Annotated in this window: 16 protein-coding genes; 6 read left to right on the top strand and 10 right to left on the bottom strand. The window is 55.3% G+C overall.

What is annotated here, in order from left to right; all coding sequences use genetic code 11:
• Positions 1–21: 21 nt before the first annotated feature.
• The 3 genes from TURPA_RS18855 to TURPA_RS18865 all read right to left on the bottom strand — a co-directional run bounded on the left by TURPA_RS18855 (position 22) and on the right by TURPA_RS18865 (position 3,502).
• Positions 22–1,389, bottom strand: a complete 1,368-nt coding sequence (locus TURPA_RS18855) for a glutamine synthetase family protein (protein ID WP_014804858.1) — start codon at positions 1,387–1,389, stop codon at positions 22–24.
• Positions 1,390–1,520: 131 nt separating this feature from the next.
• On the bottom strand, positions 1,521–2,861 hold the full coding sequence (gene eat, locus TURPA_RS18860; protein ID WP_157210596.1) for an ethanolamine permease: 1,341 nt from the start codon (positions 2,859–2,861) through the stop codon (positions 1,521–1,523).
• Between the two features lie 56 nt (positions 2,862–2,917).
• On the bottom strand, positions 2,918–3,502 hold the full coding sequence (locus TURPA_RS18865) for a hypothetical protein (RefSeq protein ID WP_157210597.1): 585 nt from the start codon (positions 3,500–3,502) through the stop codon (positions 2,918–2,920).
• Positions 3,503–3,778: 276 nt separating this feature from the next.
• Here TURPA_RS18865 and TURPA_RS18870 point away from each other — a divergent pair, with 276 nt between their 5' ends.
• Positions 3,779–4,288: a DUF4442 domain-containing protein gene (locus tag TURPA_RS18870; protein WP_014804861.1), complete on the top strand. Its 510-nt coding sequence runs from the start codon at positions 3,779–3,781 to the stop codon at positions 4,286–4,288.
• A gap of 21 nt (positions 4,289–4,309) precedes the next feature.
• On the opposite strand, the gene TURPA_RS18875 is transcribed toward TURPA_RS18870, so the two are convergent.
• Entirely contained in the window at positions 4,310–4,657 is a 348-nt protein-coding gene (locus tag TURPA_RS18875) for a DUF805 domain-containing protein (RefSeq protein ID WP_014804862.1), read from the bottom strand.
• Between the two features lie 200 nt (positions 4,658–4,857).
• Between TURPA_RS18875 and TURPA_RS18880 the strand changes: the two genes are divergently transcribed.
• From TURPA_RS18880 to TURPA_RS18890, 3 genes are all read left to right on the top strand, one after another.
• A complete protein-coding gene (locus TURPA_RS18880; protein ID WP_014804863.1) occupies positions 4,858–5,613 on the top strand; it encodes an alpha/beta hydrolase in 756 nt (251 codons plus the stop codon).
• Positions 5,614–5,903: 290 nt separating this feature from the next.
• Complete coding sequence (gene nadB / locus TURPA_RS18885; RefSeq protein ID WP_014804864.1) at positions 5,904–7,574, top strand: L-aspartate oxidase; 1,671 nt, start codon at positions 5,904–5,906, stop codon at positions 7,572–7,574.
• Between the two features lie 132 nt (positions 7,575–7,706).
• Positions 7,707–8,675, top strand: a complete 969-nt coding sequence (locus TURPA_RS18890; protein ID WP_157210598.1) for a 3'-5' exoribonuclease YhaM family protein — start codon at positions 7,707–7,709, stop codon at positions 8,673–8,675.
• Here TURPA_RS18890 and TURPA_RS18895 read toward each other — a convergent pair.
• A complete protein-coding gene (locus TURPA_RS18895) occupies positions 8,668–9,117 on the bottom strand; it encodes a hypothetical protein (RefSeq protein WP_014804866.1) in 450 nt (149 codons plus the stop codon). The two genes, TURPA_RS18890 and TURPA_RS18895, sit on opposite strands and share 8 nt — an antisense overlap.
• A 121-nt stretch (positions 9,118–9,238) precedes the next feature.
• Here TURPA_RS18895 and TURPA_RS18900 point away from each other — a divergent pair, with 121 nt between their 5' ends.
• Entirely contained in the window at positions 9,239–10,024 is a 786-nt protein-coding gene (locus TURPA_RS18900) for a crotonase/enoyl-CoA hydratase family protein (RefSeq protein ID WP_014804867.1), read from the top strand.
• Positions 10,021–10,839, top strand: coding sequence for a hypothetical protein (locus TURPA_RS18905; protein WP_014804868.1), 819 nt, complete (start codon positions 10,021–10,023; stop codon positions 10,837–10,839). The genes TURPA_RS18900 and TURPA_RS18905 overlap by 4 nt, the downstream gene beginning before the upstream one ends.
• 4 nt (positions 10,840–10,843) lie before the next feature.
• Here TURPA_RS18905 and hflX read toward each other — a convergent pair whose 3' ends face one another.
• The 5 genes from hflX to TURPA_RS18930 all read right to left on the bottom strand — a co-directional run bounded on the left by hflX (position 10,844) and on the right by TURPA_RS18930 (position 15,657).
• Complete coding sequence (hflX, locus tag TURPA_RS18910) at positions 10,844–12,001, bottom strand: GTPase HflX (RefSeq protein ID WP_014804869.1); 1,158 nt, start codon at positions 11,999–12,001, stop codon at positions 10,844–10,846.
• Positions 12,002–12,008: 7 nt separating this feature from the next.
• Complete coding sequence (locus tag TURPA_RS22310; protein ID WP_053332245.1) at positions 12,009–12,575, bottom strand: DUF192 domain-containing protein; 567 nt, start codon at positions 12,573–12,575, stop codon at positions 12,009–12,011.
• Between the two features lie 64 nt (positions 12,576–12,639).
• Positions 12,640–14,244, bottom strand: a complete 1,605-nt coding sequence (guaA, locus tag TURPA_RS18920; protein ID WP_014804871.1) for a glutamine-hydrolyzing GMP synthase — start codon at positions 14,242–14,244, stop codon at positions 12,640–12,642.
• A gap of 4 nt (positions 14,245–14,248) precedes the next feature.
• Complete coding sequence (locus TURPA_RS18925) at positions 14,249–14,695, bottom strand: hypothetical protein (protein ID WP_014804872.1); 447 nt, start codon at positions 14,693–14,695, stop codon at positions 14,249–14,251.
• 74 nt (positions 14,696–14,769) lie between these two features.
• Positions 14,770–15,657, bottom strand: coding sequence for a TRAP transporter TatT component family protein (locus tag TURPA_RS18930; protein ID WP_041948703.1), 888 nt, complete (start codon positions 15,655–15,657; stop codon positions 14,770–14,772).
• Between the last annotated feature and the right edge of the window lie 36 nt (positions 15,658–15,693).

Genomic DNA, 15,693 nt, shown 5'->3' on the forward strand with positions numbered 1-15,693 from the left:
ATCCGCACCATGAGCGAGCAATTAGATAATCTCAAAATAGCGTCGGGTTTCCCAGTCGGTCACTGAATCCTGAAACTGCCGCCATTCCCAATTGCGGGTGGCGACGAAGTGTTCGACCAGATTTTCACCCAGAATTTCGCGCGCAATTTTTGAATCGGCGAGCTTCTGCGTCGCTTCGCTGAGATTGTGGGGTAGACGCGGCACGCTGCTCTCTGCATACGCGCTGCCTTTCACCGGCGCGTCTTCAAGTTTGAGGTTTTTCTCAATGCCATAAAGCCCGGCAGCGAGTGAAGCCGCGACCGAAAGGTATGGGTTCACATCTGAACCCGAGACGCGCACCTCAAGCCGCGTCGACTTTTCAGATCCGGGAATCACGCGGTGCGATACGGTGCGGTTGTCGATGCCCCAGGTGGGTTTTGTGGGCGCCCAGTAGCCGTCGACCAGCCGCTTGTAAGAATTCACCGTCGGAGCGAAAAACGGCAAGAGTTCGGGCAAGAGTTTCAGTTGGCCCGCAAGATAACTCTTAAAGGTTGCGCTCATTTTGTGAGTATCACCCGCATCGTAAAAAGCATTCTCGCCATTTTTCGTCCAGAGCGATTGGTGCATGTGGCCTGAGCAGCCCGGCAGGTCTTTGTGCCACTTGGCCATGAAGCTCGGCATGATGCCGAATCGCGCGGCGATGTCTTTTGCACCGGCTTTAAAGAGCGTCGCGCGGTCGGCGCTTTCAAGCGCACCACTGTAGAGAATCGCCGCCTCATAGACACCTGGCCCGGTTTCGGTATGCAGCCCTTCAATCGGCACGTTAAACGCTGTCAGTTCATCCATCAGCGCGTTGAAGAAGTCGCGCTCCTGCCCGGCGCGTATCAGCGAATAGCCGAACATGCCCGGGGTGATTGGTTCGGGGCGGATATACCCCTTGTCGTGCAGGCTTTTCGCCGATTCGCGAAAATTAAACCATTCGAACTCCATACCGTTTTTCGGGGTGAATCCCATTGCCTCGGCTTTTCGTATAACCCGCCGCAGCGCCTGGCGCGGGCAGATCGAAAGCGGAGTCATGTCTGATTTTACGAAATGCCCGAGAAAGAATGGCACGTCGTTATCCCACGGCACAGTGCGGTGCGTTGCCGGGTCAAGCTGCACGAGCGCATCGGGGTAACCCGTATGCCAGCCAGTATACTTCACATTGTCGTAGCAGACATCTGATGAATCCCACCCGAGCACTACATTGCAGAAGCCAAAGGTCGATTCTGCCGCCGCTCTGAATTTATCGAAGTGCAAGTACTTGCCGCGCAGCACGCCATCGATGTCGGCGACGGCGACCTTTACCTTTTTAACGCCGCCATGTTCGAGGCGTTCGAGAATTTTTTTGAAGTCGGCCAATTCGTCCATGCGCCCTATTCGCTATCGCGCCCGCTGCTGCAAAGTGCAAAAGTTTAGGCAAGGCTACGCGACAGGTCGCCGCGATTCTCAATCCAGCCAAATTGCAAAACGGTGAAATTCCAGAAAAGCGGGCGCAGCCCTTACACCCCAATGCCTTCCCGGCGCAGGTGCACGGCATAGAAATAGACGGCACCGAGAGCTAAAATCAACACATAGAGCACAAACAGCATCTGGTTAAACCATGCCATCGCTGCCATCGAAAAGGCCGCGATAACCAGCGCAACAATAGGCGTCACTGGGTAGAGCGGTGCACGAAACGGCCGCGCCAGGTTCGGATCTGTTTTGCGCAGCACGACCAGCGAAACCATCGCCAGAATGTAGATCGTAAGCGCGCCGAACGCTGCGAGCGTGATCATCTGCGCGGTTTTGCCTGTGAGCAAAATTGCCGTGCCGATGAGCATGTTGAGGGCAAGCGCGTTCGCGGGAGTCTGCCGGGTGTGGTGCAGCCTCGCGAAAACATGGTGGATATACCTCGCACGGCCGAGTTCCATCGTGGTGCGGCCGGCAACGAGCAAGATGCCATGAAACGACGCGATTAGTCCCAATAACCCAATCGACACAAGCAGGTGATAGAGAGGGTGATTCTGGCCCGTGACAAATGCAAGCGCGAGCGGCAGCGGTGAATCAGACGGCGTCGCTTTTCCCGGTGGGTAAACAACCGCCTGCCAGCCGGCGACGCCGATTGCTCCGAAAAATACGAGCAGCGCCAGAATCGCCAGCGTTGCCATCGAAAGGTTGAAGCCGAGTGAAAGGTCGCGCTGCGGGTTCTTGACCTCTTCTGCAATATTCGCGACGCCTTCGATCGCAAGATAGAACCAGATCGCAAACGGTATTGCGGGTAAGACGCCCCACCAGCCATTGGGCAGCGCATCTTTCGTGAATGCTGCGAAATTGAAATGCGGCAGCGTCAGGCCGGTGAAGAGCAGTAGCTCCACCACCGCAAGAATAGTGATGAAGACGCCGAAGATAGCCGATTCTCTGACACCCCAGATATTGAGCGCGGTAAAAATAAAATACGCGGCAATCGCGAAGGCAATCGCATCGACCGACGGCACGAGCAGGTTCAGGTAAGCGCCGATCGCCGCAGCAATCGCCGGCGGAGCAAAAACAAATTCGATATTCTGCGCGAGGCCCGCGATAAACCCCGCGAACGCGCCCAGCGCACGCTGCGAATAGACGAACACTCCACCCGCGCGCGGCAGTGCAGCCGCCAGTTCGGCGTAGCTGAGCACGAAACAGACATACATGAGCGTGATAATGAGCGTCGCGACGAGCATGCCGTAGGGCCCGCTTTGCGGCAGGCCGAGGTTCCAGCCGAAATACATTCCCGAGATGACATAGCCGACGCCCATGCCCCAGACGGCGAGCGGGCCCAAAGTGCGCTTAAGGGTCGGAGAGCTGTGATTTTCCATAGCTGGCATTGCACCATAGCTATGGAAATCCATAGCAGGAAAAGGCAAATGGGGCCGCGCGGGCCCTAATCGTACATGAGGGTTACGGCGATGCCACCGTACAAGTTTGTCACCGGCGCGTCGGCCGACGGGCCCACGTCGTAAACGCGGCCATAATAAAGCAGCGCAGACAATCCCCAGCTGAATCGCGCAGACATCGGAAATTCCTGCCCGGCGATGAGGTGAGCGCCCCAGCCATGGCGGGTATAGGTGCCAACCTGCGCGCCATACACGGAATATTTATAGTAGTTCTGCGCGATTGACCCGCCGAGCGAAAGCGATTGCCCGCCCTTGTTATAGAGCGCCAGCCCCAGGCCCAGGTCAAGCACATAGAAGTAATCGTACACGGTGTCGATCTTCAGGTTATCAGCTTTCACTTTCGGCGACGGCCCGAATGAAAAACCGGTGAAGCCATAGAACTTCACCGACGGCGATAGCGAGCCGCCTGCCTGCAGCATGCTAATGCCCAAAGGGCCCGTAAACGTGAGCCCCGTGCCCGCCGTTTCGTCTTTTTGCGTCACGTACGAATACCCGCCACCAGCGAGGGCTTTTACAAAGATACTTTCACCCTGCAGCGCCACAATCGCGGGCACACATGTTAGTATGCACATTAATGAGGATATCTTAAGCGAACGGACCATCTACTGTCTCTATGTATCAATATCGACGGTTCGGGCCGTTTATTTACGACAATTGCGGGCCCTTGCCCCCTACCGACCAATACCAACCAACCGGCAGATAGCAGACTGCGTGTCGACCGCGAAGTATTATACACTCGTGTCATTAAGATTGGGTCTTGTCTCTATACCCATAGCAATATGTGGCGCAGATGCTCTAACACGTTCCTTTTTCGGGGACCTTCCAGGGGCGTTGCCACGCGGTCTCGAATGTCCGTTGCGGTAGGCGTGCGTAAACTCGAACAACCCGTGTTTGGCCGTTGGCAGAAACTGCGCGATGAACTGGGCTTTGACGCGGCCTTCACCGAATTCGGCCCGTATGCAGGCGCCAATATCAAAATACAAACGATCGACCAGTACACCGTTGAATCCTCGATGGCTATGATTGAAACCAACACCAACTACGTCGGCACGCATTTCGGGGGCTCGCTCTATTCGATGTGCGACCCATTCTTCATGTTTCTGCTGATGCAGAATTTAGGCGAAGGCTATATGGTATGGGACAAAGCGGCGGCGATTGATTTTGTGAAGCCGGGTTTGGGTACCGTGAGGGCAAGATTTCACATACCCGAGGTGGAGATCGAAGCGATACGCGCCGAACTGACCAAGGTAAAAAAACTCGACCGTGTTTATGAGTGTGAAGTGAAAGATGAATCGGGTGACGTCGTTGCGCGCATGCGCAAGACTCTTTACATAAGAAAGCTTAACAGGACGCGGTAAACCGCGCCCTGTTAGGGCAGATCACGCCTTTGGGTCTGCGCCGTAAGCGTTAGAACCTGATTGGCCTGCTGTAACTGTGAGAACCAGAAACCAGATACCACCGATCAGGGGAACCAGAGCGATAAGAACCCACCAGCCGCTCTTGCCGATGTCGTGCATGCGGCGAATCGCTACCGCGATTGAAGGCACAAGAATACCGAGCATGTACGCGAGGGCGACGAAGCCGATGTAAGGCGAAACCTGCGTCGCGAGAATGTTGAGCACAACGTACACTGCGGCGTTCACGAGTGTGAACATCCAGTATTCGCGGCGGCGAGCACGTCCGTCAAATTTTGCGTAATTTTTTAGTACTGAAAGATATTCGTTCATTTTATTCCTCCTCAGGAAAAACTAAAGTCTGCGGTAGATCGCAGCCCGTTCGGGTTTCGTCAATCAGAATTATGCGATTTTTCACGTGAGGCATTGCGCATTGCAGAAAACATTGTTCGCCGCATAAAAAACATGACCCCCCAGCAAAACGGGGCCGCATATTCATTTACCCGCGCGCTCGCGTTTTGTGATCGTCGGGCATGCGTTACCTGCAGCATGTTGAAAAGTTCGTCGATGGCATGAAGGTTGTTGAGGTATTGAAGCGATCAGAAGCCAATCCCGAAGCGCAGCCAGCGAAGAACGACGGCACTGTTTTTTTCTGCATGCACGGCTATGGAGCCAATGCGTACGACCTTGCAGGCCTTTCGGCCTACCTGGATTTTCCCGAAGGCACGCGCATGATATTTCCCAATGGCATTCTGGGCATCGACATGGGTTATGGCGGCCAGCAGGGTCGCGCCTGGTTCAACATCGACTGGGTAGAAATCGAGCGCATTCGCCGCGAAGGGGGATTACGCGACCTGTCGAAGTCCCTGCCCCCCGGCATGGCAGACGCGCGCGACACGCTGATCGCTGCGATGGAAAAACTCGAGTGCGACCCCGCGAGAACAATCGTTGGTGGTTTTTCTCAAGGCGCGATGCTCGCGACCGAAATAATGCTGAACCACAGCAGCTATCTCAAGGGGCTTATTGTTTTTTCTGGCACGCTCGTGAACCGCATTGGCTGGGAGCAAACGGCGGCAAACAAATACGGCGCACAGAGCAAAGTTTTATCGTTCATTCAGTCTCATGGCACCCATGACCCTGTTCTACCTGTGCAGGCCGCACACCGTTTGTATGCACTGCTGACAGAGCATGGCGGCGAGGGCAAACTCGTCGAATTCGCCGGGCAGCATGAGATTCCGGCGCAGGTGATTGATGAAACGAATAATTGGTTGAGAGAACAGTTTCGCTGACCACGGCTATCCGACTTAGAAAAGGGTCATCGATTTCTATACTTCTTTAAGGTTAAAACTGTAGAGACGCCCATTCTGGGCGTCTCCCTAAATTGATAAACGCACGAAGACAAGGTGCTGATTGGAACAACGATCATTTTCGGACCCACCATTTGCGGCAGAAGTACCCCCTTTCGCGCTCAAAGAGACGCCCAGAATGGGCGTCTCTACGGTCGTTCTGAGGTTGGTGTTATGCCCCTTCGGCCTTAAAACTGTGGTCGGCACATTTCTTCTTTTAGACAGCGTGAACCGTGAGTGCAGATACTCCCCCTTCTGAACCACGATTTCTTGTCATCGGTTCGGGCATCGCCGGATTATTTTTTGCGCTGAAGGCTGCCCGGCACGGGCACGTCACAATTGTCACCAAAGACTCAGTCGATAACGCCGCCACTACCTATGCGCAGGGCGGCATTGCCGCCGCGCTCGGCACCTGGGATAACCCTGAAAAACACAAGGCCGACACCTTGGTGGCCGGCGCGGGGCTCTGCGACGAAGATGCGGTCGATATTCTCGTGCGTGAGGGCGTGCGCCGCGTGCAAGAGCTGATCGACCTTGGCATGCCATTCACTCGCGGCGACGACGGCAAACTGCATTTCGGGCGCGAGGGCGGCCATAACGAATCACGCGTATTGCACACACACGACCACACCGGGCGTTCGCTCGAATCGTTCTTACTCGAACGCGTCGCAGCAGAGCCCAATATCACTCTGCGCACAAACCACTGCGTCGTCGAACTCGCGACCGAACACCATATGCTGAACCAGGCGAATTCATCGCAGGTGTTCGGAGCCTATGTGCTTAATGCCGCCACCAATGAAATTGACCTGCACCTCGCCGACTACACGATTCTCGCGTCGGGCGGTGCCGGCCGGGTTTACCCCGTGACGACAAACCCACCCGTCTCAACCGGTGACGGGGTAGCGCTTGCGTACCGCGCGGGCTGCCGCGTGCGCAATATGGAGTTCTTTCAGTTTCACCCGACTGCCCTCGCGCTTAAGGGTAAGAAGCCTGCGGGCACACCGGCATTTCTCATCACCGAAGCGATGCGAGGCGAAGGGGCAATTCTTAAAAACCCCAAGACCGGCCGCGCCTTCATGCAAGACTATCATGAACAGCGCGAGCTCGCCCCGCGCGACATTGTTGCCCGCGCGATCGATGCGGAGCTCAAACGCGATGGCCTGGATTATGTCTACCTCGATATCTCGCACCGTGACGCGGCTTTCGTGAAAGAACACTTTCCGATGATCTATGATACACTGAAGGTGCAGTTCAATATCGACATCACAGCTGAACCCATACCGGTTGTACCGGCAGTTCATTATATGTGCGGCGGCGTGCTGGTGGACCACGACGGACTCACCGACCTCGAGCGCCTCTACGCAATCGGCGAAGTTGCGTCAACGGGCGTTCATGGCGGCAACAGGCTTGCATCCAACTCACTACTCGAAGGCATAGTATTTGCCGAACGCGCCCTGGTGAATATCATCGAATACCTCGCGCCTGAGAGACTTATGGCACACCGCAAAGCGGCAGCCACGATCGCCGAATGGGACCACACGCACGCTAAAAATCCTGACGAGTGGGTTCTCATTAGCCACGACTTCAAAGAAATACGATCGATCATGTGGGACTATGTCGGCATCGTGCGCTCGACGCTGCGGCTCGAGCGCGCGCTGCGCCGCGTCGACGTCATCTACGGTGAAATCATCGACTACTACAACCGCACGATCATCTCGCGCGACCTGCTCGAGCTCAGAAACCTCGCGCTCGTCGCGCAGCTGACGATACGTTCGGCGCTCGCGAGAAAAGAAAGCCGCGGCCTGCACTTCATGACCGATTATCCCGAGCACCGCGAACCGTCGCGCGCCGACACGGTGCTCGAACCCGCGCACTACCAACACGGGAAGGTGACGCAGGGATGAGCGCAGGCCGGCAACGGGGCCCTGCCCGGACGCAGGCCGGCGGAGGCCCACTTTGTTGATGACCGCAGGTGCAGGGATGCGCCCAGGTCGGCGACGGGGCCCTGCCCGGACGCAGGCCGGCGGAGGCCCTCTTTGTTGACGACCGAGAGAAGTCCCTTCATTCGCGACCTGCAGAATGGCCTGCTCGAAGAAGGCAGGTTTCTTGTTAGGCGCGCACTGCTGCAGACTGCAAAAAATCACAAGCCCTTCTTGCGGCTGATGCTCGCCGACGCATCAGGGCATATGCCTGCGATTTATTTTGGCAATCCTACTGAACTGAAGACCATCACCGACATCGCCAAACCCGGCAGCATCGTGCGCATTCAGGGCATCGTCGAAGAGTTTCAGAACGTGAAGCAGATCAAGCTCATGAAGGTCGAAGCGGGCGCAAAAGGTGAGGAGCTCAGCCGCTTCTGGGCCCGAACGCCGGTGAGCAGGCGGCAGATGTACGTCGAAATGAAGCAATTGATTCAGAAAATTGCCTCTAACGAACTGCGCGAAATCTGTCTGAACTTTTTGCGCGACCGCAACTTCATGCGCCTGTTTCTCGAAGCGCCGGCATCGCGGCAGATTCACCACGCCTACATCGGCGGACTGATGGAACATACCCTGAACGTGATGCGATCGGTGGCAGCGTTTCGCGCCATCTACCCGCACGCCGACGGCGACCTCATGATCGCCGGTGCTTTCTTGCACGACATCGGCAAAGTCGACGAGTATAACTTTCTACTCAGCCACTACGAACATTCAGAACCGGGCCGCCTGAAGGGACACACTCTACTCGGCTATGAACGTCTGGTCGCCAAACTGAACAGTGTCAAAATGCATTCCCTCACCCGCGCGAAACTCGAGCACGTCGTGCTCGCGCACCAGGGCCGCAGAAACTGGGGTGCTATCGAAGAGCCCCGTTTTCTCGAAGCATACCTTGTGCATGCAGCCGATGCCGTCGACTCGACGCAGTTTATTTTTCACGACCTCAAGCGCGCGGCCGAGGGCAAGACCAATGACGCGTCGTGGTCCGAGTATAGTCGGTATCTGGGGCGGGAGATATTTCTTAGGTAACGGGCGTTAGCCAGACTGGCGGTTGGGTGGTTTCTGGGTCGGGTACCCGCCAAAAGATCAGGCTCTCTTCGACGAAACCTGCTTCGGGGTCCCATTTTTGCGGTGGGCAATCATAGTTAGTCGCAAAGAACCGGCGCAGAGCCCTTCGCGAAGGCTTTAACCACAACTTGATAAGCCCGTAGATAAGGGAGGAGACGCTCACCCTGAGCGACGCAGCGACGAAATGCAGCGTGTCATACTCGGCAGCCGAGAACCGGGTCGTGACAATCGTGAAACTCTCTCCTTCGTGATTATATCTCCTGGTGACTGCACGCCTGACGCTGTGGCGCATCTGAATGCGCAAAAAACGCTCCGCATAGCGCATGATCTCCACGCGTCTTGCCCTCCAGAATGCTGCAGCTTCAGCCGGCAGACTGACACTGGTAACAAGTTTGTCTTTCATATTGCCTCTAATTATTAAATACCAGCGAACGGGTATTTTTTCTCAACTTGGGATTGATTTTTGCATGAACAGGCAATTGCATTCTGGTTGACCCGCATGCCGATCGCTTGAGTCTGCTGCCATGGGTACCCATATCAAAACCGAAAAAGCCGGCCATGTTCTGATTATCAGCTTCAACCGGCCCGATCAGAACAATGCCTTCAATACGGCGATGCTCCGCGAACTCGGCGACGCCTACGAGCAGCTCGAGGCTGATCGCGAAGTGCGCGTCGGGGTAGTCTGCGCCGAGGGTAAGCATTTCACACTCGGCCTTGAACTGGGCGAAGTCGCCGAGGGTATCCAGAAGAGCCAGGGCAATCTGCTATCAAAGCCTGACGGCATCGACCCATGGGGTGTTTCGGGCCGCGAAAAGACCAAGCCCGTAATTGTGGCGGCGCACGGTTTTTGCCTGACTCTCGGTATCGAACTGATGCTTGCGAGCGAGATTCGCATCGCGACCGCGAGCACAAAATTCGGGCAGATGGAAGTGCAGCGCGGTGTGTTCCCCTTTGGCGGCGCGACAATGAGGTTTCCGGCACAATGCGGATGGGGTAACGCCATGAAATATATGCTCACAGGCGATATGTTTACCGCGGCCGAAGCGCTGCGCATTGGCCTCATTCAAGAGATCGTTGAACAGTCGAAACTTAAAGAACGGGCGCTTGAGCTCGCGCACAAGATCGCCGAGCAGGCACCGCTTGCCGTCGCGGCAACTCTCGCATCTTCAGTGCGGGCCCAGAAGCATGGCTTTACGGCAGCTGCCGAACGTCTCTTTCCCGACCTGCAGGTTATTCTGAATACTGCAGATGCCGCTGAGGGCATGAAGTCCGTTGCAGAGAAGCGCAAGGCGAAATTCAGCGGTTCATGACTGCACGCCGCGTCGCCCTGGCCTTTGTTTTTCTCATCGGTTTTGCCGCGGTTCGGGCGGAGACCCGTCTGCCACCCGCCGTCATGAACCGCGTGGCCAACGTCGCCGCGAAAAGTTATGCGTGGATGATGCAGAATCAGGTTGAGCGGCACTACAAGGCCGACGTCGTCTATATCTATGACATACTCATGCGCAAGTTTAATCTGCCAGAGCCCATGGCGGTGACGCGGTTTCGCCGCGATGTACACGATGGCAGATTCTGGAAATCCAGTTTTTCACCGATTCTGCACATACTCGTGCCTGAGGTGCACTACCCCCCCAACCGCGAGCAGATAAGCCAGGGGCCGATCGACCGCATCGTCAACCGCGCCATCTGGTGTGACCTCATTGAACCCGATGCCGATATGCACATGCAGATGTTTAATCTCGCAGCGAAAGGCGGTTATGAGCTGACGCATATGTATCTCGCTTTGCTGATTCTGCGTGAAAAAGCATGCCCATTTTATCAACTGCATGCGGCAGAACTTGCGGCCTTCGAGCGGCGGTGGATTGCCACAATGGAGCGCCTCATAGATTCAGAGCGCAATATTTCTGACTTACACGTCGAAGCAGCGGCCTTTATGGCGTACGCCCGCCCGAAGAAGGTGACATCCTCACTGTTCTTGCACCGTTTTCTGACCGAAGCCGAGAATCATCTCGACAACCCTTATGTCAGCAAAATGACCGGGCACACCGCAGTTCTGATTCTCTGGTATGCGCTCGAAGTTGCCAACCCGAATGCCCCGCAGGTGCCGCTTGCACCTCGCCGCAAATAGTCATTCATGCGACGTGCACATTCGCCGCACTCTCTGCCAGCCGCTGGCGCAATGCCGCAACACCCTCGCGACTGAGCGCGTTGCCCCAGATCGCGTTCGGATACTTTTCAGTCAGCTCAGCGCGTGTGTCGGCAAAGACCAGATCATCTTTGTTGAAATAGAGCAACCGCGGTTTGTCGGCAACGCCAAGGCGATCGAGTTCGCCGCGCACAACTTCCATTTCATCTTCGAGCTGCACCGAAGACGCATCGTGCACCTCGATAACCCAGTCTGCATGCTTGATTTCACCGAGCGTCGATTGAAACGCGGCAATCAGAGACGCCGGCAGATTTCTAATGAAACCGACGGTGTCGGTTACGACCGCATAAAATGGCCTGAAATTCTGCTCACCCAGATAGATCTTTCGGGAAAAAGTATCAAGCGTCGCGAATAGTTTATCTTCGGCAAAAACCTTCTGCGAACTCGACGACAGTGCGTTTAAGATGCTGCTCTTGCCGGCATTGGTGTAACCGACGAGCGCAAAAGTGGCGAGCCCCCTGCCCTGGCGTGCTGTGCTGCGATGCCGCTCAACGTCTTTGAGGTCGCTGCGAATTTTCTGGATGCGGCGGCGAATGTAACGACGGTCAGTTTCGAGCATCGTTTCGCCCGGGCCTCGGGTACCGATTCCCGGGGCGCCTGTTGCGCCCTGCCGCGAAAGCACACCGCCCAAGCCTTTGAGTCGCGGCAGAATATAGAGCAGTTGCGCGAGCTCAACCTGCAGCAACGCCTCGCGCGTTTTGGCGCGCATCGCAAAAATATCCAGAATAACTTCAATACGGCCCAGAACGCGAATCTTGAGTTCTTCTTCGAGGTTTCTGAGCTGGTTAGGTTTTAGTTGTGCATCGACGAATAGCAGATTCAGATCGAGGTCGGTGCAGACCCTGCGAATGCGCTCAATCTGCCCCGAAGAGAAGAACATAGCAGGATGTATATCGTCATGGTTAAAGAACAGCTCGTGCAGAGTTTTGACACCCGCGGTTTCAGCGAGCATCAACAATTCGCGCAGCGATTCTTCTTGACTGCGCTTATCGGGAAAGTACGACGAGCCATATTGCCCGACGCAGAGCGCGCGGTATTGCTCTTTCGAGACGAGCTTTTTCTGGTATAATGACGAGGCGTCCACGCGTCAGTCAGGGAACCTTGAGCTCTTTGCGGTATTTGTTCTTGCGTTCAATCTTGAAATCGTCGGGCTTCTTGTAAATAGTGATGCGATTTCCCGAATGGATCGCGTTATTCTTAAACCAACCCTGGTTTGCCTCGATCGCGTAGAGTACCGGTATATCTGAACTCACAATGTCGAGATCGAGCGGTTTCATATCGTGAATGCTCGCGATAAAAAGTTTTTCGTGCACGTACGCGATACTCAGCGGCAGCACCGTGTTGCGCATCCAGAAATTCATTTCTTCGGGTCTATTGTACACGAAGATCATGCCGCGATTTTTCGCGAGGTTTTTACGGAACATGAGCCCGCGCTCTTTGTCTTTTTCAGTTCGGGCAACTTCGCAGTCGAGCACCACATCTTCGCCTTTTGAATTGCGAAAAACTATGCGCCAGATCTCGTCGAGCGGTTTACCCAGATCGCCTGCGGGCGTTGCCTGCTCGCTGCTTTCATTTTTCGATTCGGAGGATTTCTCACTTCCCCAGGTATCCGGTCTCTGCGCCCAGAGCGGCGCAAAGGCAAACACGGCAGTGGCCACGTTTAAGCAGACAATCCGCACTATTTTGGCAACCGTCGCACGGCCTAACGCTGTGATCAGAGGGTTATTCCCATTCAATCGTGGCCGGGGGTTTTGAAGAAATGTCATAGACGACGCGGTTTACACCCCTCACTTCGTTAATAATGCGGGAAGCAATTTTTGCCAAAACCTCGTAAGGCAGGTGCGCGAAGTCGGCCGTCATGCCGTCTTCGCTCGTGACAAGGCGCAGCGCGATCACATTTTCGTACGTGCGGTTATCGCCCATGACGCCTACAGAGCGCACCGGCAAGAAAATCGCACCCGCCTGCCACACCTTTTCGTACCAGCCCGAAGTCTTCAGCTCATCGAGCATGATTGCGTCTGCCTCGCGCAGAGTCGCGACATTTTCCCGCGTCACTGCTGTCAGAATTCTGATCGCCAGCCCCGGCCCGGGAAACGGATGCCGGTACAGCAGGTTGCGGTTAATCTTGAGCGCCAGCCCGAGACGGCGCACCTCGTCTTTGAAGAGCTCAGACAGCGGTTCGATGACCCGGCCTGCCTTAATCATGTCGAGCACGCCCTGCACGCGATTATGGTGCGACTTGATCGTCTGCGAAGGCCCCTTGACGGACACCGACTCGATCACGTCAGTATACAGAGTACCCTGCGCCAGAAATTCATGGTGCCCCAGTTCTTTCGCCTTTGCCGCAAATTCATCGAGAAAAAGTTTGCCGATAATTTTGCGTTTCTGTTCGGGTTCATCGACGCCCGCGAGCGCTGCCATGAAGCGGCTTTCGGCGTCGACGATTTCGAGCTTAATACCAAACTCTTTCTTGAAGCGGGTTCTTACTGCGTCGGTTTCACCCTTGCGCATGAGGCCCGTGTCGACGTACACGCAGGTCAGTTGATCGCCGATAGCGTCATGCAGCAGTTTCGCAGTGACGGTTGAATCGACGCCGCCCGAAAGCCCCAAGAGCACACGTTCGCCCTTCACCTGCGCGCGAATCTCAGAAATTTTCTCTTCGACAAACCGGCTCATTGTCCAGTTGGGTTTCATTGCGCAGATGGTGCTGCAGAAATTCTTGAGAATGGCCTTGCCCTGCGTCGAATGCTGAACCTCAGGGTGAAACTGCACACCGTAGATGCGTGCCTTTTCGTCGGCGAATGCCGCAGTCGGCGAATTTTCGGTGACGCCGATGACAGAAAAACGCTTGGGTAATTTCAGAATCTTGTCGCCGTGAGACATCCACACCTGGCCGGGCTTGACGCCCTTGAGAAGCGGCGATGCTTTGCGCGCTTTCAGCGTCGCACGACCATATTCGCGCGCACCCGATGCCGCAACCCTGCCACCGTTCAGATGGCAGATCAGCTGCAGGCCATAGCAGATGCCCAGCACGGGAACGCCCAGACCAAAGACACCGGCATCGACCTGCGGTGCGCCCTTTTCATAAACCGAGGCGGGGCCGCCCGAAAGAATGATGCCTGCCGGGTTCAGCGATTGAATTTCTTTGAGCGAAATATGATGAGGATGTATTTCTGCGTAGTAGCGCAGCTCGCGAATGCGCCGGGCGATCAGCTGAGTGTACTGTGAACCAAAATCAAGAACGACGATTTTCTTCTCATGAACATCATGATTTTTAGCCGTCTTCTTTTTTAGAGGCGGTTTTCTGGTTAACGGTTTCTTTTTCATGATTTCACGGAAAAACAGGACAACTAACAGCGACAACGAGTTCAGACTTTTTGTCGAGTGAACCGGCGTTCAGCATCAGGTATTCACGATCTATAAATTTCTTTTGCTCGCTGCCGCCGCCGGTCGAAACCTCGACGGTAATGTTGTTCTTGCGCTGCGCCCGAAATACTGAAACTGCGCGCAGTGAAAATGTATTGCCGTTGCGCAGCTTCACCTTACCCGCCCTCGCCTTCGTCGCATTCAGAGATTTTTTAGCCACCTGCCTGAAGCTCTTGAACTTCTGCGTCACGGCATCTTTGCTCAGAAATTTCTCGAGTTTGCGCAGCTTTTTATCTGTCTTACCCTCGGCTTCTGAAGCGGCAATCTGCGTCACGCTGCATGCCAGAAAGATTTCTTCGTCTGCATAAGCAGGCAGAACGGCCAAAATCGCCGCAAGCAGCATCATTTTCATGCGACATAATATAAGATCGTATACAGGGCATAAACCGTTTTGAGCAAAACCGGGTTGTCTGCCGCGGTTTAGCTCTATTCAATAAAAAAGTCGGCTTTGCGGCGCTTGAGCCGCTCTGCTTTCTTCTTCGCCAGTGCATTGGCGAGCTTCTGGCCGGGGTGCAAATCGGCAGGGGCGTCGAGAACGGCGGCGATATTCTTATCAAAACAAGCTTTGTCTTGCGCAAAAATACAATAGGTGCGCGCGTAAAAGTATTGCGTGATCAAGAGCTTGCCTTCGGTGAGCTTCAGATTCTTTTCGAACGCAGCTTTTGCCCGCGCGGGGTCACCGCCCATCATCTCATTGCGCGCGCCAAAATAGACACCTTCGAACAGCCACGCGCCCGCGAAATAATAGGCTTCGTCCCACGCTTTGACCTGGGCCATCATGATTTCGATTTTAGGCAGGTCAGAGAGCCCCTGCGTATCTTCGCGATCGACATTGATCGCCGAACCCCAGGCAAATGCATACCAAAATACCGGCGCGATGTCGCTCTTGCCGAGCTTCGCCAGCCGCTGCTGCAGCTCTTGCTCGGTCATTTTACTGAGGTCATCGGTATCGAGTAACGGCAACAGAACCTTGCCTGCAAAATCGCGTGCGCGCAGGTAGAGCATTTTCGCCCGCCTGCGCTGGCGCTCGACTTCGGCGTCTTTTTTATCGGCTTCAGCCTGCTCCATTTTGTCTTCGGCAAAAGACAGAGTGTACGCCGAATAGATCTCGGCAATCAGCAGGTTGAGATTGTCGTTGTGTTCGTCATGCACCTGCATCGCCTCAAGCAGCTTCAGGTTCGAGGCGATGGATGTCTCGGCGATCTCAAGGTCTGTTTCTTGTTCGAAGACCTTGCGGCTTTCGGCGAAGAAACCAGTCGCCTGGCGCACAGCGATTTTCTTGAGCGAGCAGCTGCTCGCAGCTAAAGCGATCAAAAGTCCCCCACCCACCCTCCCCCACACGTGGGGGAG

Origin of the sequence: Turneriella parva DSM 21527, assembly GCF_000266885.1 — a bacterium.
Classification (GTDB): domain Bacteria; phylum Spirochaetota; class Leptospiria; order Turneriellales; family Turneriellaceae; genus Turneriella; species Turneriella parva.